The 20,611-nt window shown below is 46.4% G+C and carries 15 protein-coding genes; 6 read left to right on the top strand and 9 right to left on the bottom strand.

Annotated elements, in window-relative coordinates; genetic code table 11:
• Positions 1 to 44 precede the first annotated feature (44 nt).
• Together QUB12_RS15630 and QUB12_RS15625 are read left to right on the top strand one after the other, a co-directional pair.
• Complete coding sequence (locus QUB12_RS15630; RefSeq protein ID WP_333141081.1) at positions 45 to 869, top strand: SWIM zinc finger family protein; 825 nt, start codon at positions 45 to 47, stop codon at positions 867 to 869.
• 238 nt (positions 870 to 1,107) lie between these two features.
• On the top strand, positions 1,108 to 1,887 hold the full coding sequence (locus tag QUB12_RS15625; protein WP_333307481.1) for a photosystem II S4 domain protein: 780 nt from the start codon (positions 1,108 to 1,110) through the stop codon (positions 1,885 to 1,887).
• A gap of 345 nt (positions 1,888 to 2,232) precedes the next feature.
• On the opposite strand, the gene QUB12_RS15620 is transcribed toward QUB12_RS15625, so the two are convergent.
• The 3 genes from QUB12_RS15620 to QUB12_RS15610 all read right to left on the bottom strand — a co-directional run bounded on the left by QUB12_RS15620 (position 2,233) and on the right by QUB12_RS15610 (position 8,767).
• Entirely contained in the window at positions 2,233 to 3,687 is a 1,455-nt protein-coding gene (locus QUB12_RS15620) for a hypothetical protein (protein ID WP_333307478.1), read from the bottom strand.
• A gap of 90 nt (positions 3,688 to 3,777) precedes the next feature.
• The gene (locus QUB12_RS15615; RefSeq protein WP_333141075.1) at positions 3,778 to 7,443 is read right to left on the bottom strand and encodes a tetratricopeptide repeat protein; all 3,666 of its coding nucleotides are present in this window, start codon (positions 7,441 to 7,443) and stop codon (positions 3,778 to 3,780) included.
• A gap of 535 nt (positions 7,444 to 7,978) precedes the next feature.
• Complete coding sequence (locus QUB12_RS15610; protein ID WP_333307474.1) at positions 7,979 to 8,767, bottom strand: SDR family oxidoreductase; 789 nt, start codon at positions 8,765 to 8,767, stop codon at positions 7,979 to 7,981.
• 97 nt (positions 8,768 to 8,864) lie between these two features.
• Here QUB12_RS15610 and QUB12_RS15605 point away from each other — a divergent pair, with 97 nt between their 5' ends.
• Positions 8,865 to 10,205 (top strand): hypothetical protein, encoded by a 1,341-nt coding sequence (locus tag QUB12_RS15605; RefSeq protein ID WP_333307470.1) that lies wholly within the window; start codon positions 8,865 to 8,867, stop codon positions 10,203 to 10,205.
• A 79-nt stretch (positions 10,206 to 10,284) separates the two neighbouring features.
• Here the strand turns inward: QUB12_RS15605 and QUB12_RS15600 are convergent, their stop codons facing one another.
• From QUB12_RS15600 to QUB12_RS15590, 3 genes are all read right to left on the bottom strand, one after another.
• Entirely contained in the window at positions 10,285 to 10,521 is a 237-nt protein-coding gene (locus tag QUB12_RS15600) for a 2Fe-2S iron-sulfur cluster binding domain-containing protein (RefSeq protein WP_333307467.1), read from the bottom strand.
• 75 nt (positions 10,522 to 10,596) lie between these two features.
• Complete coding sequence (gene cobQ / locus QUB12_RS15595; protein ID WP_333141065.1) at positions 10,597 to 12,063, bottom strand: cobyric acid synthase CobQ; 1,467 nt, start codon at positions 12,061 to 12,063, stop codon at positions 10,597 to 10,599.
• 316 nt (positions 12,064 to 12,379) lie between these two features.
• Positions 12,380 to 14,062 (bottom strand): Ycf66 family protein, encoded by a 1,683-nt coding sequence (locus tag QUB12_RS15590; protein WP_333307464.1) that lies wholly within the window; start codon positions 14,060 to 14,062, stop codon positions 12,380 to 12,382.
• 18 nt (positions 14,063 to 14,080) lie between these two features.
• On the opposite strand from QUB12_RS15590, the gene QUB12_RS15585 reads away from it, so the two are divergent.
• The 3 genes from QUB12_RS15585 (at position 14,081) to QUB12_RS15575 (ending at position 15,431) form a co-directional block, all read left to right on the top strand.
• Positions 14,081 to 14,386, top strand: a complete 306-nt coding sequence (locus QUB12_RS15585; protein ID WP_333141061.1) for a hypothetical protein — start codon at positions 14,081 to 14,083, stop codon at positions 14,384 to 14,386.
• 47 nt (positions 14,387 to 14,433) lie between these two features.
• A complete protein-coding gene (locus tag QUB12_RS15580; protein ID WP_333103867.1) occupies positions 14,434 to 14,616 on the top strand; it encodes a hypothetical protein in 183 nt (60 codons plus the stop codon).
• Positions 14,617 to 14,990: 374 nt separating this feature from the next.
• On the top strand, positions 14,991 to 15,431 hold the full coding sequence (locus QUB12_RS15575) for a DUF6918 family protein (protein ID WP_333141058.1): 441 nt from the start codon (positions 14,991 to 14,993) through the stop codon (positions 15,429 to 15,431).
• A 120-nt stretch (positions 15,432 to 15,551) separates the two neighbouring features.
• On the opposite strand, the gene QUB12_RS15570 is transcribed toward QUB12_RS15575, so the two are convergent.
• The 3 genes from QUB12_RS15570 to QUB12_RS15560 form a co-directional block, all read right to left on the bottom strand.
• Positions 15,552 to 17,051, bottom strand: a complete 1,500-nt coding sequence (locus QUB12_RS15570; RefSeq protein WP_333141056.1) for a HoxN/HupN/NixA family nickel/cobalt transporter — start codon at positions 17,049 to 17,051, stop codon at positions 15,552 to 15,554.
• 263 nt (positions 17,052 to 17,314) lie between these two features.
• The gene (locus QUB12_RS15565) at positions 17,315 to 18,715 is read right to left on the bottom strand and encodes a hypothetical protein (RefSeq protein WP_333307462.1); all 1,401 of its coding nucleotides are present in this window, start codon (positions 18,713 to 18,715) and stop codon (positions 17,315 to 17,317) included.
• A 191-nt stretch (positions 18,716 to 18,906) separates the two neighbouring features.
• Positions 18,907 to 20,121, bottom strand: coding sequence for a DUF4331 domain-containing protein (locus QUB12_RS15560; protein WP_333141052.1), 1,215 nt, complete (start codon positions 20,119 to 20,121; stop codon positions 18,907 to 18,909).
• Between the last annotated feature and the right edge of the window lie 490 nt (positions 20,122 to 20,611).

The raw sequence follows: 20,611 nt of genomic DNA, 5'->3' as shown, positions 1-20,611 counted from the left end.
TTTTGATTGTCATCGAAATATACAATTTAAATGCAGAACAGCTTATGTCACAATTTACTCGGACTTGGTGGGGCAATAAATTTATCGATGCGTTAGAAAGATTTACTGATTCTGGGCGACTCGGGCGGGGACGTGCCTATGCACGAAACGGCAAGGTAAAAAGCTTTGGCATGAATGATGGGTTAGTGATGGCACAGGTGAGAGGCTCGGTTAATCCTTATTTTGGGGTTTATAAGGAGCCTCTGTACACAACTCAAATTGAGTTTGAGCCAATTAGTCAGGCAAAGTGGAAAGTGGCGATCGCCCAAATGGCATCAAAAGCCAGCTTCATTTCCCGGCTGCTACTCAATGAAATGCCCGACAATATTGAAAAGGCTTTTGCACCCCTCGGATTGCACCTTTTACCCAGCAGCCGCGAGGACTTTAAGACTACTTGCTCTTGCCCAGACTATAGCAATCCGTGCAAACATATTGCCGGAGTTTATTATTTGGTGGCGGCCGAATTGGACAAAGATCCTTTTTTACTGTTTGAATTACGGGGGCTTTCTAAGGAAGTGCTGCACCGCGAATTAGCAAAAACGCCTTTGGGCTTGGCGCTTTCTGCAGAGTTAACTGCTGATGCAGCGGCCCCTGTGGCGGTGGATTCCTATTACACGCGGGCGATCGCCAGTGAGGCGCAAACGGTCAGCCTGAAAGAGTTTTGGCACGGTGCGAAGCGATTACCGCAGACGATTGATGTGGGGGTACAGAGTGGCGTAAGTGCGATCGTGGTGAAGAAACAGGGAGATTTTCCACAGTTTTGGCACAAGGATGGTTCGTTTATTGATGCGATGGAAGAACTGTATTTGCGGGTGAAGAAGAATAAGTAGTTGGGTGGACAATTTTGCTGCCATACTCGATCGAGCTCTTGCAAAAACTTAAACTCGAAGACTTCATAGATTTGGTACAATAATCGTACTCATCATATCAGCTTTACCAGCAACTAAAATCATACGATCGTTATTTGATGATTTTAGACTATAATTAAAGTAGTGCGACTGTTAAAAAAGTAGACTTTTTAGTTACAGCAAACTTTGGCAATTTCAAATTAGAATCTAGCATTAACTGATGTTACAAAGAGAAGAACTGTTAAAAGGCATTGAAAACCGCGAATGTGTGGCGCGGGCGATCGACCAAGCAGAACAAGCAATTAAAACTTGGGAAGTTACTCAGAGTGATTTTCTGTCGCCTCCAGAATTGGCGGACACTCTGACGGTATTTAAGCGCTTAACTGATGTGGAATTAGTGGCTTGGGGCGGCTACCCGCAAGCTGAAAGACAAAGAATTGCGATCGCGCGATCGGATATCCCGATCGACTCTGCTAGCGTTAGCATTGCTGCGGTAGAAATCGCTGGTAATTTCTTGTTCGATACAGCTTCTCACCGCGACTTTTTGGGGGCGATGTTGGGTACGGGAATTGTCCGCGAGAAAACGGGCGATGTGATTGTTTTGGGTGAACGCGGCGCCCAAGCGATTGTCATGCCCGAGATGGTAGAGTATTTGGAGATGAGTTTGCAGCAAGTGCGATCGGTTCCTGTGCAAACGCGGCGCATTGAGTTGAGCGAACTCAAAATTAGAGAACCCAAAAAGAAAGAAATGACAACTGTTGAAGCATCCATGAGATTGGATGCTGTCGCCTCGGCTGGATTCGCAATGTCTCGCAGCAAAATGGCCGATTTAATTGGCAGCGGTGACGTGCGAGTTAACTGGAAAGACGTTACTCAAGCTAGTTATAATGTCAAGTCGGGAGATTTAATTGCTGTTACGGGCAAGGGAAGATTGGAAATTGGGGAAGTTGCTGTTACTAAGAAGGAACGCTATCGAGTCCAGTTAACTCGATATTTGTAATTTATGGGCGGCATCTTCGGCTTGTGGAACAGGCAAGATGCCTGTTCTTAAGAATGCTGAGGCGAAGATGCCCAACCCCTACTCCCCCCAAAAAATTGACTCTTTGTGGAACAGGCATCTTGCCTGTTCTTAAGAATGCTGCAACATATAAGTTATACCACCCAAAAACCCCGAAAAACCCGGTTTCTTTGGTTTTATGCGTAATATCATGTCCGGTCAATTAACCATGATTCCTGTAGGGGCGGGTTCACCAAGATATTGAATAGAAACGGGAAAATCTGTAAACCCGCCCCGGCCTTTAATCGCGGTCAATCGATCGGACATGATATAAGTCATAAATCCAAATTATCGGGGAAAAGTTTTCCTTACCAAAACGGCGATACCCAGCATTAATAAGCCAAATAGTAAGCCAAACAGCAGACTCAAGATAATTGTCGCAGCAAAGGGATGCAGCGGTAGAGAAAGATCGGGTTGCCATTTAATCGGTGTATCCTTGATTAGAGGATAGGCGGCGGAAAAGATTTGTCCGCCGCCGATCGCAGTTCCGACAAAAAAGATGATATTCTCAAGCTGGCGATCGCGCTTTTTCTCCCCGTCTTCCTGTTCCCTGTCCAATTCTACTTGTTCAATTTCCACCATCCCGCGCACAGTGGATATCGACTGCTGGAACAACTCTTGACTAGCAATCAGGTAGTTTAAATCGATTTCAATTTGCCGCTGATACTTATCCTCAGCTAAATCTAGAAACTTCTGCAAGAAATCCAGATTGTCGCCGGGGATGCACAAACTTTTAATTTTTGTCAAGGCATTACCATAATTTTCAGCATTAGTGTCAATAGTATTTTTGTCTTCTTTCAAATACCGCACTTGCTGAGCACAATCAAACATTTTTGTGCGGACTTCAGCCAGAAATTGCTTTAACTTCTGCAACTTAACTTGTCTATCTTGTTCGCTTTCTATTTGACTGAATTCGGGAAGCTTCTTTTCTAACTCGCTGACTATTTGCTGTGCTTGGCGATACTTTTTCCTAGCTTCGCCATACACAAATACAATTTTAGCGCGAGAACACAGCAGATTCATCAAGTTAGAATTAAACGCCAGCGTTACGAATTTCAAAGTTTGGGGATTCTCTTGCAACCATACTAGAAAGTGACATCGCTGACGCGCATCATCTTGGCGGCTATCATACTCAAAAATCGGACTGCCGAATAACTTTCCTTCGGCGCGAAACTCTACTAATGGTTGCTCTTTATCTTGTACAAAAGCTTTAACCGATTCGTCAGCTAGTTTGCGGTAAGTATCATAAACTGCTGGTTCGGCGTATAATAATAAGGTTTGTCCCAGAGAGGGTTTAATTGCATTTGGCAACAAGCAACCTTGGGGATTTAATCGAGTTAAGTCCGCTACTTTCATTGTGACATTTTTATAGTAAAATGTCAAGTCTGCGGTGTAAGTGTCGTGAATTCGTAGGGCATAGATAGAACCATCAAGTTTCTGGTTATCTGGCTGAGTTATTTGCTGAAAATTAAGAGTTTTTCCATCGGGCTTTAGTAATTTGCCGTTATTCTGATTTTCCTGTTTATCGTCTGGTTCGTACTGTCCGTTTTTGTAGCAAGTTAGCTTGTCTCTGAGGGATTTTAGTTCGTTGATGTTAAATTCTTTGCCGACATTATCTGCTAGATTTTCCCACAAGGATTGAGCATTTCGGGCTACTTGTCCGTAGCCTGCGTCGCTATCATCCCGCAGGTGGAAAGGATAGAGGGTAATGCTGGAATTTTTAATTTGCCATTCTTGGCTCATAATCAAGTTTTTGAGATGTTTTCGAGTATTTCTATCAGATATTTGGGGCGGGCAAGATGCCCAGCCCACAAGATTTTTAGGGTTTGTCTTCTAGGAAGGTGTTTCTGGATTATTTGTTGGCGGTGTAGGCGGTGCAGATGACACAGACAAACCCAATCGAATCTTATTTTCCTTGAGCGTTTCGTAAAACTCCCTCACAATTTCCTCCGGTGCATCGCTATCAGTCCCACCCGCACCCGCGTGATAAATTTCGTTCTCTAAATTCTCTTCAATTTGAGGCCTGCTTTCGCACCAATCCTTGATTGTTTGAGCGATAATATTCACATTATCTGTCACAGAATCATCAAGCGCTGATAAGTGATCGACAAATAGCTTCGGATCGGATATTTTCAATAACTTACTAAAAGCCGCCACAATTTCTTCGGGTGTGGCCTCATCGGGAAGTGACATTACTAATCTCCTTAAATTACTCTTTTGAGTTGATAGCGGTAAAGTTTCGGTTTCGCCAATTAAGGTAAATGCAGCCCAAGCTATGGGACTCGGAAATCGCTCTTTTGTGGTTAGCATAGCACACCGCAAGGCGGCTGCTCGATTGTCGCCCCGTGCTAAATTTTGGTAGAATTCAGTCATTAGTAATTTGGCTGAATTCGCTCCCATATTCCACAGGGAAACGATGATGCTGGGGACTCCGGCGACGATGAAGCAGCGCGACAATCCGATGACTCCATCTCCCGTGATTGTACCGCGCCCGGTGCTGCACGCGCTTAAAACAACCAGTTCGGAATCGAGTCTTAATTGCAGGATTTCTGCGGCTATAAGTGCGCCGTCGTCGGTGTCTGCTGATGGTGCTAAAATAATCGCGCCGGGAATGCCGGAACCTTGGAAATCGTCGAGGAGTCCGTGGGCGGATAAATGGACGATGCGCGTGTTTAGCATCTTGTCTAAAATGGCGATTTTTGTGGCATTTTCTCCGCTAATTGCTTGGGTTCCTAAAGTTGCGGCGATGGCTTCGGCGGCTTCTTTTGCCCTGGACAGTTGTTTGAGTTCGTAGGGCTTTTCTTTGAATTTGGCGGCGATAGTTGGATCGCCGACAATTAGGGCGGCTTGTTTCAATCCTCGCACTCGGTTTTGATGTTCGCGGGTGATTTCTAATACTTGGATGGATGGGCTGGTGAGGATGGTATGATTTTCGATTAGGTAGCGGTTGTTGCTATCTTGCAAGGCGGCGAAAGGAACTAAAAATAAGTCGTAGTGGGGGACGAAGATGATGGGGGAATTAACATCGGTGGGTAGCAAGTCGATGATGGGTTCGATCAGGATTTGATGGAGGAGTTGCAATAGGGGAAAGCCGCCTGTTTCGTCTCGATTGTACTGGGATTCTAGCTGAATTTTTTTGCCTGCGTCGTCGGTTTCATCGGTGCCGATGGAGACGCGGGTTTGGAGGATGATTTGTTTGAGGGTTTGGTTTTGTTGGTTGAGGGGTTCGAGGCTGGCGGCGCGATGGGTGATGTTGCCGTTTGGTTGGATTACCCAGATGTAAATTTCTGGATTGACAATCGAATATTCAACTATTGTAGAGTTTCTGTCGCGGGCGATTTGTTGGATTTTGGGGATGGATAACCCCCCCAACCCCCCCTTGCTAAGGGGGGGCTTTGAGAGGTTTGCTTCTTCCTCAAATCTTGATAACCCCCCCAACCCCCCCTTGCTAAGGGGGGGCTTATGAGGGAGGAATTGAGATAACTCTTCTTCCCCCCCTTGATCAGGGGGGGACTGAGGGGGGGTTGTTAATAAGGTTTGCTGCAATAACTCGACGAAGGCACGGGTACGACCCATTTCAGATATTTCTAAGGCTTCATCAAATCTAGTTTGGGCAACTAGGACTTGTTGCAGCAGGCGATAGGCAGATATTTGGGTTTCAAAGATTGAGACTTTGTGATCATTACTTACTAATTCAGAACGCAGAGTTTCATGAATTGCGATTGAGGCGCGAAGTGCTGTTTCAGCTTCAGCAAGTTGGTGAGTTTTTAGGAAAGTATTTCCCAAATTGTTGAGAGAGATTGACTCTCCCACGCGAGCTCCGATTTTCTGTACAATCTTTAATTGCTGTTGGTAAAATTCGATCGCCATCTGGTATTCCCCTAGGGAATCGTAAGCTAAGCCCAAACTGCCGAGGGAAGTAGCTTCTCCTTGGCGATTTCCGATTTCCCGGTCAATCTCTAAAGACTGTTCGTGAAATGCGATCGCCCTGTGGTATTGCCCTAGGGAATAGTAAGCATTGCCCAAATTGCCGAGGGAAATAGCTTCTCCTTGGCGATATCCGATTTCCCGTGAAATCTCTAATAACTGTTCGTGAAATGCGATCGCCTTCTGGTATTGCCCTAGGGAATAGTAAGCTGAGCCCAAACTGCCGAGGGAATTAGCTTCTCCTTGGCGATCACCTATTTCCCGTGAAATCTCTAAATGCTGTTCGTGAAATGCGATCGCCCTGTCGAATTGTCCTAGGGAATAGTAAGCTGAGCCCAAATTGCCGAGGGAAATAGCTTCTCCTTGGCGATCACCTATTTCCCGTTTAATCTCTAAAGACTGTTCGTGAAATGCGATCGCCTTCTGGTATTGCCCTAGGAAATTGTAAGCTAAGCCCAAATTGCCGAGGCAATTAGCTTCTCCTTGGCGATCTCCGATTTCCCGTGAAATCTCTAAAGACTGTTCGTGAAATGCGATCGCCCTCTGGTATTGCCCTAGGGATTTGTAAGCTGGGCCCAAATTGCCGAGGGAAATAGCTTCTCCTTGGCGATCTCCGATTTCCCGTTTAATCTCTAAAGACTGTTCGTGAAATGCGATCGCCCTGTGGAATTGCCCTAGGGAATAGTAAGCATTGCCCAAATTGCCGAGGGAATTAGTTTCTCCTTGGCGATATCCGATTTCCCGTGAAATCTCTAAAGACTGTTCCTGAAATGCGATCGCCCTGTGGTATTGCCCTAGGGAATCGTAAGCATTGCCCAAATTGCCGAGGGAAATAGCTTCTCCTTGGCGAGCTCCGATTTCCCGTGAAATCTCTAAAGACTGTTCCTGAAATGCGATCGCCCTGTGGAATTGCCCTAGGGAATTGTAAGCATTGCCCAAATTGCCGAGGGAATTAGCTTCTCCTTGGCGATCACCTATTTCCCGTTCAATCTCTAAAGACTGTTGGTGAAATTCGATCGCCCTGTGGAATTGCCCTAGGGAATTGTAAGCATTGCCCAAACCGCCGAGGGAAATAGCTTCTCCTTGGCGATCACCTATTTCCCGTGAAATCTCTAAATACTGTTTGTAAAATGCGATCGCCTTCTGGTATTGCCCTAGGGAATAGTAAGCAGTGCCCAAATTGCCTAGGGAATTAGCTTCTCCTTGGCGATATTCGATTTCCCGATAGATAGTTAATGCCTGTTCCCAAGACTGCAAAGCTTCTCGAAATTGACTGATGTTAAACTGCTGAATTCCTTGTTCTAACAGTCTGTCTGCTTCCGCTTTTCGGGTGACTGCCACTGAGGTATTGTCATTCATCCCAAGCAGTATCCCGGCACAATCCATCAACCAATTAGCATTATTTAGTTCGCCCAATTCTCTAAGACGCTCGGCCTCTTCTAGCATTACCGCCACCAAGCCATTATCCAGCAATTCCGGGTGAGTTTTCAATATCTCTGCTTCTTCGCCGCTGGCACAGGTTAGCAGTTGATTTATCAGGTTGAGATAGGCTTGTTCGCGTTCTGAACTCATGGCGATTTAGGATTTTGGATTGTGCGATCCATTAATTTATGATCGGTTAAACACATCTGTTTGGGGCGGGCGATGCCCAGTTTTTTGTAAGGGTTCTCGCATTTGGGCGACAATATTGGCAACACCACGAGGATTTATTCTTTATTCGTCGGGCCGATGGTTTGTCCGGGAGGTCGTTTGTTTGTCCGGGGGGTCGTTTGTTTGTCCACGGGCTCGTTTGTTTGTCCGCGAGTCCGCCAGGGGTTGAAACCCCTGTCTCATAGCTAAAGTCGGTTGAAACCGACTGAAGAATGGTGAAAAATACTCGATTATGGTGACAAATACTTGATTGTTTATTTAATGTGCTTTTCAGTCCTCTTTTAGAGGACTTTCGCTCTCTCGACGGGGGTTTCAACCCCCGGCGGACTTGTGGGGTAGCGTCGGGGATTTTGGTAGCCCGAATGTGCGATCGACTTTTGGGAAAATTTGGGTTAGGGGCGATCGAATGTTTATCCTTGGGTGGGGGCGGGTTTATTTATATTGTCAACGATCGCGATTATTCCTCTTTCGCCCGAAACACCTTTTCTACCGACTTCACCAAAAGTTCTCGCGGCATCAATCGAGGCAGATTGGCGATGATTTGATTGGGAATTCCCCCTGTCACAACATTAGACTCATTTTTCTCTAAAGCTTTCAAAGCATCTCGCACGACTTCCGCTGCAGGAACGAGTTTTTGCCCGCTGCTGGATGCCATAGCTTTCGGGAATTCAGCTACTGCGAAAAAGTCCGATTCTGTCGGCCCTGGACAAAGGCACAAAACGCCAATTCCTAAATCTTTGTTCTCAGCCCAAAGCGCCTCACTGAAACTCAAAACAAAGGCTTTAGTCGCTGCATACATTGACAAGTACGGCATCGGTTGAAAAGCTGCGATGGAGGCAACATTGATAATACTTCCTGATTTTCGCTGCCGCATTCCCTGCAAAAATAAGTGCGAGAGTTCAACTAATGCTACAATATTTAGTTGCACCATTGTTAGTTGTTTCGCAAGCGGGCGATCGGCAAAAGCACCGTAATCGCCAAAACCCGCATTATTCACCAACAAATCAACCGTCCAACCTTTTTTAACAACCGCGTCAAATACAGCAGTTGTGGCTCCTGGTGCCGTCAAATCTTGAACGATAATTTCGACCAAAATATTGAATTCCTGTTGCAGTTGAGCAGCTAGCTGTTGCAATTTGTCTTCGGAACGAGCTACCAATATTAGATTGTGCTGGCGTTTGGCTAATTCGGCGGCAAAGGCTGCACCAATTCCGCCAGAAGCACCAGTGATTAAAGCAGTGGGCATGAACTTAATTCGGATTATGTGATATAAAATTTATATATTTTAACAATTATTTTGACGGGGAACCTGTAAAATAATTAAAAGGGAATAGGTGAGTTTTATGGCGCGTCTTACCGATCGAGCTTTTGAAATTTTGCGGGCAGAAGTTGACAAGTGCGCGGCGGCTGATAGTCTAGCCGGTGATGTCTACCGACGGATGGTAATCAAGCGGTTGGAGAAGTTACGATCGCAAAACGGCACTTTCGCCTCAAGAGATGAAATCCGCGATACCTTCAAAGACGAATTTCCCAACTTCAGCGAACAAGCTCTCAAAGCTGCCGTCAAAGCCAACCGCCCGCCCGGATTGTTCGGTAAAATCATCTTTGCTGGCAGTTTGCTGGGAAGTGCAGCAGGGATAATTTGGCTGCTAAATCTACCTTTTCCGATGATTCGCTGGCCCGTGGCCAAAACAATGCCGATATTGTTGCTGCCGAGTTTTATGAGTATGGATCACAATTACCGGCAGGCGATCGCCCTTGTGGAACAATCCGATCAACTGGTGAATAAAGCCACTGCTGTCGCTGATTTTGACTTGGGCGAAATTAAAGCAAAAGAGGCTCAAAAACACCTCGACGCCTTACCAGTTTGGTTTTTAGGTTATTATCCACAAACCTACTGCAATTTTTTCGGCTGCCGTTGGCGGTTTACAGTCGATGAATTTCAAGCCGCCCGCAAAAATGTCGGGCGCATGGAGGCTCAGATTTTCCAGCAAAAAAATGCTTTTACTCAGTTAAATCAAGTCGAACAAAATCTCAACGCGGCGAAACTGCAGTATCAGCAAGCCAAAACTGCTGCGGATAGACAAAAAGCGACGGTAAATTGGCAAAGTGCGATCGACCAACTCAATCAAATTCCCGCCGACACCCTCGCGGGAGAAACGGCTCAGCAGAAACTCCAAGCAGCAGAGAGAGATTTTAAAGCAATGGGCGGTGTAGCCACCGGATCGGTGCGTGCCGACAACTTAATCGAAGCAGCAAAAGAATTTGCATTAACTGCCGCTGTAGCATCCCAGAAACCGCCTCATTCAGCAGAAACTTGGCAAAAAATCGCATATTTATGGCAACAAGCTATTGAGAGGTTGAGCCTAATTGCCTTTGATAATCCGGGCTATCTTCATGCTCAAACAAAACTAGCTGAATATCAAAATAATTTAGGTACTGCCAAGATTAGACTGAAAGATGAACAAGAATCAGTGGAAGCTTTTAATCAGGCTAAAAGCTTGTTTGCTAAATTCCAAACTAACCTAAATTCTATCCGTCAAAATCCCGGTTACGGTCTCGGTTACTTGCAGGAAATTATCAACAAATTAGAATCTGTAAAACCGGGAACAACTGTTTATTCAGAATCTCAAAAATGGCTGCAATCTGCTCGCAAGAAACAGCAAGAATGGCAAAAAAATTAGTCAGTTGTCAGTTGTCAGTTGTCAGTTGTCAGTCAACAGTTAACAGTCAACCGTCAACAGTCAACTGACAACTGACCAATTACCAAGTCGGGTCAACATACAGATTAATTGTCACTTGCTTTTTTCCGTAAGGGATGCCGGAAATACAAGCACAAATCGTATCTCCGCCATCAATTTCTACTTCGCAAGCGTGACAAGAACCCATGAGACAGCCAGTAGGAATAGAAACCCCTGCACGTTTGGCTACATCTAGCAAAAGCTCTCCTGGTTCAGCTTCAACTGTCACGTTATCTGGTAAAAAACAAACTTTTGGCATGGAATATGAACCTCAACTCTAATAAACAATAATCAACTGTCAACTGTCAACTGTCAACTGTCAACAGTTAACTAATTAACCTAAAATATGCTTTATATCTAAATGCTTTTCCACTGTATCTGCTAGAGAGTCTAACAGAGTTTCGCGGTGTTCTCGGTAATTAGGAATACCTGTAGGCAATGCGCGGAGTCCCCGCTGCTGCCGCAAGTGATTTAACCAAGCTCGCCGCCAAGCCCCGTTGTCAAAGATGCCGTGCAGGTATGTACCCCAAATTGATTGAGAAGTATTGACAATGCCTAAACTAGCATCGTCAAATAGCGGTTGAGTCAAATCTGACTCTAGGATTTGCGTTTTTCCTTGATGAATTTCGTAACCGGAAACTGGCAAACCCGGTTGAGGATAGTTAGATGTTACGATTCGTTGGCGCGCAATTTTGTTCGGTGCCATCGCAGTTTTCAAAGGCAGTAATCCCAATCCTGGAAATTCTCCCTTTTCTCCCTCAATGCCTTCTTTATCGGTGATACTTTCTCCCAGCATCTGAAAGCCGCCGCAAACTCCCATGACTGTACCGCCAGCTACTAAATAATTTTGAAGAGCTTTTGCCATACCTGTTTGGCGCAGCACCTGTAAATCGGAAATTGTAGTTTTAGAGCCTGGTAAAATCACGGCGTCTGGATGGCCTAAATGGTCTTTTGGGCTGACATATTTGACTGTGACGGTAGTTTCCGACTCCAGGGGGTCAAAGTCTGTAAAATTGGAAATTCGGGGCAGGCGGATGACCGAAATATTTATGTCGGTTTGAGAATTAGGAGAACGCCGATCGAGCAAATCGAGAGAATCTTCTGAGGGAAACACTTCGTCTATCCAAGGAATCACCCCAACTACCGGGATTCCCGTCCTTTCTTCTAGCCAAGTCAGGCCCGGATCTAATATCGATTTTTGCCCTCGGAACTTATTAATAATGAATCCTTTAATTAAAGCTCGTTCGTCTGGATCGAGCAATTCCAAAGTACCGATAATGTGAGCAAAAGCACCGCCGCGATCGATATCAACTACTAGCAAAGTTCGAGCTTTTAAATATTTAGCTACCCGCATATTTGTTAAATCGCGGTGTTTGAGATTAATCTCAGCAGGGCTACCGGCTCCCTCACACACAATCATGTCAAATTCTTGCTTGAGAAATTCTAAAGATTCCCGAATAGCTTGCCAGCCGATATCGAAATACTGCTCGTAATATTGAGATGCTCGCACATTGGCGATCGCCCGGCCCTTGACAATCAATTGAGAAGTCATGTCTCCTTGTGGCTTGAGCAAAATCGGATTCATTTCTACCCAAGGTGCGACGCCCGCAGCCCAAGCTTGCACTGCTTGAGCGTAACCAATCTCTCCGCCGGCGGCTGTGACATAGGAATTCAGTGCCATATTCTGACCTTTAAACGGAGTTACCCGCCAGCCTCGCCGCTTAAAGATTCTACACAAAGCTGCAACGAGTAATGATTTCCCTGCGTGAGATGTTGTTCCCACGACCATAATTGCTTTCATAATATTAAGGGAGAAGGAAGAGGGAAGAGGGAAGTTCGGCAACGGATTCTGTAACGGATGTAACGGATGTAACGGATGTAACGGATGTCAGTCCGATGTCCGTCGGAAGAAGGAAGAGGGAAGAAGGCAGAAGGCAGAAGGCAGAGGGCAGAAGGCAAAGGGAAGAGGGAAGAAGGCAGAAGAAAAAAGTAAGAAGTAAGAAGTAAGAAGTAAGAAGAAAAAAGTAAGAAGTAAGAAGTAAGAAGTAAGAAGTAAGAAGGCAGAAGGCAGAAGGCAGAATCAACAAAATTCTGGTTTCTACCTTTTGCTTTCTGCCTTAAGATGACGGCTTATCTTCGCCGGATACATTCTCAGACTTGGATTCATCGGCCGCACGAGCAGCTTCTACTAGCTCCGAAGGGGGGGGATTCGGGCGAATCAATTCCGGTTGTTCTCCCTCAGAAGATGGTGTTTTATCTGTGGAAGGGGGGGGATTCGGGCGAATCAATTCCGGTTGTTCTCCCTCAGAAGATGGTGTTTTATCTGTGGATTCGATCGAGATCACTGATACTGAAACCGTTTCCACCTGCACGCTCAACCCAGGTTCTCCCGGTACTTCTATCTCTACAGGCTCTGCCATTTCCACCACTGTCATTTCCAGAGATACAGCAGGGGCTTCTGCTTCCGGTACGCCTGCTGCTTCCGGTTCACCAACTGCAGCCAGCGGTGTCTGGGTTTCCACAGATAAAGCAGGGGCTTCTGCTTCTGGTACGCCTGCTGCTGCTTCCGGTTCACCAATAGCAGCCAGCGGTGTCTGGATTTGGGCGGACGATCGATCTTCGATCGTCCCGTCCACTATTTTGTCAGAACTCGCGGTTTCTGTGGCCATCAACGCGGCCATTGCTTCAACATTGGTGGGAAAAGGCACTCCAAGGCTGGTTTCCACAACAGTGTTGCTGGTTTCGGCTGCCACCTCCGCAGCCGCCTGGGCTAATTCGGATTCGAGAATTTGGTCGATACCTGGTGCAGGAGTTGCCGTTATTTGAGATTCAGGTACGATCGATTCTGGAGTCGCTGAAGGTTTTGGCGTCTGGGGAGTTGCATCAGACTTGTTTTTACCCGCACCGAGTCCCAACATACCGCCGAGACTATTTTTGATATTGTCAAACAGACTACCGAAACCGCCGGCTTTTTTAGCTGGTTTAGGAGGAGTAGGAGGAGTTGGGGCCGCCGTTGGGGCCGCCGCCGCTGCCGCTGCCGCCTGCGACTCTTTAACGGCTGTCCTCCATTCTGTTTCCTCGTCAAAATCATCGACTTCTGGCTGCTGTTGAGGCTCTGGCTGAGCCTCTACTGGCTCCACACTTGGTGCAACGGCTATTTCTGAAATTTCTAGAGGTAGAGGTAGAGGAGTGAAGTTGCTGGCTAATTCTGCTGGAGGTTGTGAAGTCTCAGCAGCAGGAGTTTCGACTGAAAACACTGGTATTTCTGCAATTGCAGGTGTTTTCGAGTCGGGAATTTTCAAGTCAGGGGCGATCGCACTTTCAGCAATACTTTCAGCTATGGGGGTAATCGCCGGCTGTTCCTCTAGCTTTACCTCGCCCTTATCCAGAGTGGGTGCTGGAACCACATCAGTTTTCGGTTTGGGCGATCGAACAAACTTAGGTTTTTTCGCTGCTGCGGGTTCTTTTTTCTTGGCAAACAAGCCAGCAAACGGCACGCCTCCTGCAGCCAAATTCGCCGACTGAGGAATCGGCGTTTGCTCAGCAATCGGCGTCACCTGCCGGCGCAAAGTCAGAGTTTCCCAGGCAAACCAGCCCAACATCGCCACGCCCGCCATTTGACCAAGCAGGAGAGCACCAGTAATTCGTCCCGCACAAGCCCATAAAATTAACGCATAAAAAAGCCCTACCCCGCTCCAGGTAAAATCACTTTTGCGGTGTACTTCTGGAAAAAAGAAGGCCGCCATGTAAATACTGAAGCTGCCTAGACCGACCGCTAACGCCAGAAAGTATGCAAGCATATTGTCGGTACCTCCGCTGTGTCAAATAACTTCTACGCGCTAATTCTACCTTTGAGAGAGACTCAACGGCTTCTTTCTCTAGGACAATTCTTGATTTGTAGGGAAGTTTGGCAAGGAAGCAGTGTAAGGAATTTAACACGTTCAACGGATGTTGACGCCAGAAGTGCGAGTCAAGATTTCCCACTCTCCCCCACATCCCTAATGCCCATTACCCCCTATGCCCACACCCCCTATCCCCATCACCCCCTTCTCAGTGGTGATAGATGTCACTTAACTATGCCCGTGCGATCGCACCAAGCGACTGAAGATGTTTATATGTTGTAGGTGTAAGAGGAATTATGCCCTAGGGCATAGGTATGGGAGACAAGGCCATGTTTGAAAAACTATTATTAGCCGCCGGCTTAACCTTATCGCTTCAAATATTTCCCGGACTAAGCACTTCCGCGAAATTACCGAAAAATTTGGTAGTGCGATCGAGCGATCGCCCGGCTCAAACCGTGAAACTTCCCCTCGTTTCAGTACCTGCAGGCGTCAAGCCGAACGTCCAATCGTAATGATACCTGCAAGATACGTGCAAGTGCGATCGAACTTAGGCAGAGCCTTTCTAATCTTTTTTTCGAGCTGTCCTCTTTTCTATGTGGCTGTTCACAACTCATCAGTTTGTAGTCAGGGCTTTAGTCCTCATTAATCTCACCTAATAAGGACTAAAGCCCTTACTACAAACCCTAGGTCAATAATGACTAGCAGATTGAACCTTAATTCCTATAACATACTACTAGACAAATCTCAACATCAGCTTGTCAAGTAAAGACTTTCCAACCTTAAAAAACTTGTGTAATCCTGAGTAAAGGATCAAAATAGATATATAATCCCCTGATGGCTCTCCAAGCTAATAAGCACATTGACTATTAAATCAAGGAAAGCGAAAATGGGACTTAGCGATATTCTCTTGAATGAAAACAACAGAGAAAGTTTTGTTGATGACTGTGTAAAGCTGATAGACAAACAAGTTGCAGCAGCGCCGGGATTGGGTGGTATGGCTCTTAAAGCTGCCTACTCTACTGTCAAGGGGATACGGGCTGACTATTGCGCCCAAGTCGTCGATCAACTTCTGCCAGAAATCTCGATCGCACTCGATCCGATGTGGGCTGAAGCAGTAAACAATGGCAACCCAGTCGAATATCTAGCCCAAAGAAAAGCTGAAGTAGCAGACGAATTGCTCCAGATCAGCGACAAAAAAGCCGAGAACAGCACAAGAGCGGTTGTTAGAGGCGCTTATGCCAAACTCCGCCCCTCAGCTAAGACTTACGTGGAAAAGGGAGTACCGGATTTAGCCGAAATTATTAATAAATATAATAGTGCGGCCTGATAACTGAGCAACGGCTAAAAAACAGAATACCCAGATACCCGCCTTCTTCCAGAAATCGGGTATCTAAAATCAGACTTATTCGTAAGTTTGTAGTTAGGAGGGAGAGTCCTAATTTTATGCTTATCCATTGCCAATTACCCATTGACTCGCCCCCAATATTTTCAACATCGCCTGTCCGGTAATCCCCAACCCCAAAAACATTACAAACATCGCGCTAATCGCAGGCAGAAATTTGACTGCTGTTATCTGTTTAGGCAGTTTATCAAAATTCCGTTTGGCATAAACTAAGATTAATCCGATCGCACTCAGCACTAAAGCCAATCCCAAACTAAACGCTACCACTAACGTCATTCCCAAACCAACATTGCCCAAAGCCGACGCGCTCAACAGCATCACCAAAGCGGAAGGACAAGGCAACAAACCGCCGGAAATCCCCAAGGCTAATAAGCTTTTCCAAGTAATCGCAGAACCGTCAGCACCGGGAGGCAAGTGCGAGTGAATCCGGCCGTCTCCGTGATGGTGGTAGTGGTGAGATATATCGGGTTTTACAGGCTTAAATTCTCGCTCCCAACTTCCTCTAATCAAAAGATTTACTGGTTCTTCACATTCCGCAGTAAAGACTTTACTCCTTAAAAACCAGTTTTTATTAAAAAATTTAGTTTTAATTTTTTTGAGAACTTCAGTCCCCACTACCAACCTCGTCTTAATTTTTGATAAGAGTAAGTTAAACCCGATAAAGGCTACTAATAAACCAGAGATTAAACTCAGCCAAGGATCTAATTTTTCTGGGTCAATTAAGTTAGAAGCAAACAAAGTAATTCCGCCCACCGCAAACACGCCGGCAGTGTGAGTAATTGTAGTCGTCGCTGCTAGAAATAAAGCGTGTAGCGGAGTAGCCCGCGAACCAACTAAATAAGCGCCGACTATGGTTTTTCCGTGTCCGGGCGACATCGCGTGCACGCATCCCCAAGCAAATGCTCCCGCTACTGCTAGCAGCAAACTCCAACCTGAATCCCAGATAGATTCCTTTCCTGCTAACAAAAAGTCCCGGTTTTGCGGCGTAAACACAAAGCTTTTTACAGCACCCCCTTGCACAATCGTAGCTTGACAGCTAGCTGTCGGAACTCCGGGCAAAAATAGATTGTAATTAATCCGAAAATTAGGTTTGGAGATGGAAATTGCATCAGGTAAACCGGGGGTTTTATCTTGAGAAGGTGCGGGCCAGGTGTAGTCTAAAATTAAGGTGCTGTGGGTATTGGGCTGCTGGATAACACTGGTGCTTTTAGCTGCTATTTCTAGCGGGTTTACTGCTACGGAGCCTTGAATATTGCTACTGTTGGCGATGCGGATTTGTTGGCTAAAAAAATTTTCTAGCTGTGTTTGGTGGCTGCGAACTTCAGCAGGTTGTAGCTGGCTGTCTCGATTGTCGTCGGCGAAGTTTGTTAAGCCTGTTGGGAAAGTTAATGTTATTTCGGCTTGCAAATCGTTGACTACTATTTCTGCTACGGATAAGTCTGACCAGTGTGAGTAAACTGGTCTGTTTGAGGTTGTTAGTAACAAGGAAAGTGTCAGAGAAAATAGGATAAATAATTGGAAAATTCGGTTCAGCTTGTACTGCATAAATCCCTGTTTTTTTAGTGATTTTCGGATGAATTATTTGTGTTTGTTGTGATTTTTCCAGCGCGCTTACCCGCAAGGCCGCCGGGGATTGAAATCCCCGTCTCATAGCGAAAGTCGGTTAAAACCGACTGAATAGCTAATCAAATTTAACAATTGTGCATTTCAGTCCTATGCAAGAGGACTTAAGCTTTTAGGCAGGGGTTGAAACCCCTGGCGGATTGAGGGAATGGCGAACTTGGCCGAATGGCTGCTATTAGCTAATCTCAAAATTCATAACTTCCCAAACCCAATGCTTGGCGAGCTCGATCGTCAAAAGTCGGGTCAATTTCCTTGGACTTTTGAAAATAAGCGCGAGATTCAGCATCCTTACCTAAAGTACGGGCGATCGCACCAGCCCGGTAAAACATCCCCGCATCGCGAATCCCCGATCGCACTATTTCGGCCATCACTCGATCGGCCTTTTGCCATTCCCCAGAGGCCGAAAGCGCCCAGGCTAAAGTATCCAGCGTGACAGCATCCCGGCGAATTTTCACCTCCTCCTGCATTAACGCCAGCGCTTCCGCGACATCCTGCGATCGACCTTTTTCCAGCAGCAAACTTGCTAAATCCCTGCGGTGGCCAAAACCGCCAGAAACCTGTTCCTGTCGCAGCCCTGCTTCTGCTTTGTCGCGAAGTCGCCGGGATTCGATCGCATCTCCCTGCAAATCCTTCACCCTCGCCATACCGCGATCGACAATGCGATCGAACAAAGTCGCAACCCCGCCAGAATACGCAGAAACCTTGCTGTAATAGCCTTCGGCTTCCCGATAATTGCCCTGCCGCGTCTCCAAGTCCGCCAAATAAATCAGCGCCAGCGGGTATCGCGGCACCAACCGCAGCGCCTCCAAAAACAGCGCTTTCGCCTGCACAAACTGCCCGCGACGCGCGTAAAATCGACCCAAGAGCGATCGGGCCCGCGCCGAACCAGCAACCTCTCCCGGTTCCTCCGCCGCCATTGCTTGCCGGTAATCCTGCAAAACCTCAGCATCTCGGCCCTGAGACTCTCTCACTAAAGCTCTCAAAGTGAGAGAACCCAAGTTAGGAATCCGGTTAACTAAGGCTTCTGCGGCTACATTTGCCTCGCTCACTTTTCCCATCGCTAAGTGAGATGTAACTGAAAGGGCGATCGCATCTTCATTGTCAGAACCCGCCTGTTTAGCAAAGCGCAAAGCAGTAGCAAAATCGTGTCTCGCCTCGGCAATTCGAGCTAAAACTAACAGCGCACCTTGGTTGTCAAAAGGCAAATCGGCGATCGACCTTTGAGCCGCTTGTTCTGCCAATAAAAACCAACCTCCCTCCCCAGTAGCGCGAGCCATTTTTAAATAAGATCCCGCCAGTGACGCCCGGTTCAAACCGCTGCGGGAATCAACGGCCAACCGCTGCTGGTAAAAAGCAATCTCTTGTTGAATTGCTTCCTTTTGATTGGGATTATTTCTCAAACTTTCCGAAAAATGATAGCGGTAATTAGTATCGAGATTTTCGGGGCTTTTGTTAGAAAAAGTTGCTGAAATAAAACGCAAGTTAGGAGGTAAATTCACTACTACCATCCCAACTAAAGGAACCACTCCCAGCAGCCACCACGAGAAAATATCCGATTTTATTTCCGGTTTAATTTTAGTTTTCATACATCCGCGTTCATCTGCGTTAATCCGCCTTCATCTGCGGTCAAAAAAAGCCTTTTCTATTGTGGTAAGGTGCGTCGCCATCTATAATCTGCAAGTTTCATTAAAAATCTCATAGCGACGCACCCTACATTCATAGAGCTGACTACCATCAACTGTCAACTGTCAACTGTCAACTGTCAACTGTCAACTGACTAATTAGGCAAAGCCAAATAAGGAAAAGTCGGTTCTAAAGGTTTGTGTCCCTGAGCCGGATTTCCCGGACTTCCGTTATATGAAACGTTATCACCAACCGGAGAACCTACCAAAGCTCCCAGAGTGATATCAATAACGTCATCCATCAGCATACGACCTCCGATCAAGCTTCCTTGAGCATTGGTAGCGCTAGCGTAGCCGCTGGTTTTTGTGGTATCGATCCGCATGACATCGGGTAAGAAAGCTCCGGCGATCGCATTTGGATCGACATTATCCCGACCGTCCAAAAGATCCACAGCATTCAGAGTAGCAACAGCTTCCTGCCGCACCGGAGCAGCAGCAGCGCTCAAATCCGATCTGGGAGGAATATTATTGAATGCTTCCAGATAAGCGGGAGTAACTATCAAACCCTCATTAATTGCAGGTCTTGCTAAACGCTCGAATTGTTTAAAACCGCCAGCTCCATCCCGGATCGAAACTGTTGACCAAACATCAAAAGTATTTGCCCCTGTTCCTGCTTGCAAAAACGCTTTCGGAACGCGCACAGCAATTGTATTGACGTTGTAACCTTTAGTAAAGTCGATCGCTTGACTCGGTTCTTTAAAAGCAGTGCGCGGCCCCGTTCCCAAAGCTGCGGCGCGAACTCTAAAAAATTGTTCCACATCAAAGAAAAATGGGTCTTCGCGTAAACCCGCAAATACAGTCAAGTTAGAACCGCCCACAGGTACTGTATTCAAAACAGCATTAGAATTCAGCGGAGTTGTAGCAATTAGCCCGCCGTTAACAGTAGTCTTAGCAACAGTCTCCGAGCCACCGCGAACAACAGTTACAGCTACCGCTTGCATACCTCTATTGTTAGGCGGACTGAAGGCAAACCGCAAGATAATATCCGAACGTCCAGTAGGTGTAGAATTCACGTCACCTACCTGGGTGATGTGAAATTGGTAGAGGGCTGTAGTGCTGAAATAATATTGATAACGGGCGACAGACCTGGGATTTGAATTCATCGTAAATACTAAATCCCCGTCCGCAGCACCGGAGTTTTGGTCTTTTTCGCGATATACGTACAGGTCAGTTAAATTTACAGCGCGACCTTTGATATCTACTTCGCCGTCGTCGTGGTCAGAAGCGACAATTATCCCTGGAGTTAATAGAGCAATTAGAGCTACTTCAATAGCTAGTATGGTTCGGCGAATTTTTTTTGTGAGCTTCACAGTTAGCACCTTTATTTCAATGTAATTTTTGCACAAATCAATGGTAAATAACCGGCCTTATACCAATTTTTTATGAGGACCCGTAGAATCTGATCCCCCCTAGCCAAGAGGGCGGGCACGGGGAGTAGGGGTCGCACCGCCCCTACAAGGGGGGGACAAGATTATTCTCAAAGTCAACCCCTACTCCCCAACAATCAGGGGGATTTAGGGGGATCGAGATATGTGAAACTTCACATTAAATTGGTATTAGCGGGTTGGACTTTTGTAGCAACAGGTTGCAATCTGCCAACCTGTCGGGCTTTGGCGCTGTTGCTGAGCCTTCTCCTATTGGTGGTATACGAAGGTTTGGCAATTTTGGATCTGTGCTGCCAGACTAATTTCTGTAAAAAAGTGGGTAATTGAGGATTTACTCGTTCCCGGACTATGCTTGGGAAGACCTGCTCCCAGACACGGCTTCCCTCGATAGAGCGGAGCCAGAGCCTCGCTTAGA

It is taken from the genome of Microcoleus sp. B7-D4, from assembly GCF_036705125.1.
In the GTDB taxonomy this organism is placed as follows: Bacteria; Cyanobacteriota; Cyanobacteriia; order Cyanobacteriales; family Microcoleaceae; genus Microcoleus.
Note: the sequence above shows the minus strand (reverse complement) of the source record. Positions and strands in the feature narration are given on the sequence as shown.

Excerpts from the sequence above, each read along its gene's own strand:
- QUB12_RS15630 (WP_333141081.1), top strand. The coding sequence starts at position 45 with ATGTCACAATTTACTCGGACTTGGTGGGGCAATAAATTTATCGATGCG.
- QUB12_RS15625 (WP_333307481.1), top strand. The coding sequence starts at position 1,108 with ATGTTACAAAGAGAAGAACTGTTAAAAGGCATTGAAAACCGCGAATGT.
- QUB12_RS15620 (WP_333307478.1), bottom strand. The coding sequence starts at position 3,687 with ATGAGCCAAGAATGGCAAATTAAAAATTCCAGCATTACCCTCTATCCT.
- QUB12_RS15615 (WP_333141075.1), bottom strand. The coding sequence starts at position 7,443 with ATGAGTTCAGAACGCGAACAAGCCTATCTCAACCTGATAAATCAACTG.
- QUB12_RS15610 (WP_333307474.1), bottom strand. The coding sequence starts at position 8,767 with ATGCCCACTGCTTTAATCACTGGTGCTTCTGGCGGAATTGGTGCAGCC.
- QUB12_RS15605 (WP_333307470.1), top strand. The coding sequence starts at position 8,865 with ATGGCGCGTCTTACCGATCGAGCTTTTGAAATTTTGCGGGCAGAAGTT.
- QUB12_RS15600 (WP_333307467.1), bottom strand. The coding sequence starts at position 10,521 with ATGCCAAAAGTTTGTTTTTTACCAGATAACGTGACAGTTGAAGCTGAA.
- cobQ (WP_333141065.1), bottom strand. The coding sequence starts at position 12,063 with ATGAAAGCAATTATGGTCGTGGGAACAACATCTCACGCAGGGAAATCA.
- QUB12_RS15590 (WP_333307464.1), bottom strand. The coding sequence starts at position 14,062 with ATGCTTGCATACTTTCTGGCGTTAGCGGTCGGTCTAGGCAGCTTCAGT.
- QUB12_RS15580 (WP_333103867.1), top strand. The coding sequence starts at position 14,434 with ATGTTTGAAAAACTATTATTAGCCGCCGGCTTAACCTTATCGCTTCAA.
- QUB12_RS15575 (WP_333141058.1), top strand. The coding sequence starts at position 14,991 with ATGGGACTTAGCGATATTCTCTTGAATGAAAACAACAGAGAAAGTTTT.
- QUB12_RS15570 (WP_333141056.1), bottom strand. The coding sequence starts at position 17,051 with ATGCAGTACAAGCTGAACCGAATTTTCCAATTATTTATCCTATTTTCT.
- QUB12_RS15565 (WP_333307462.1), bottom strand. The coding sequence starts at position 18,715 with ATGAAAACTAAAATTAAACCGGAAATAAAATCGGATATTTTCTCGTGG.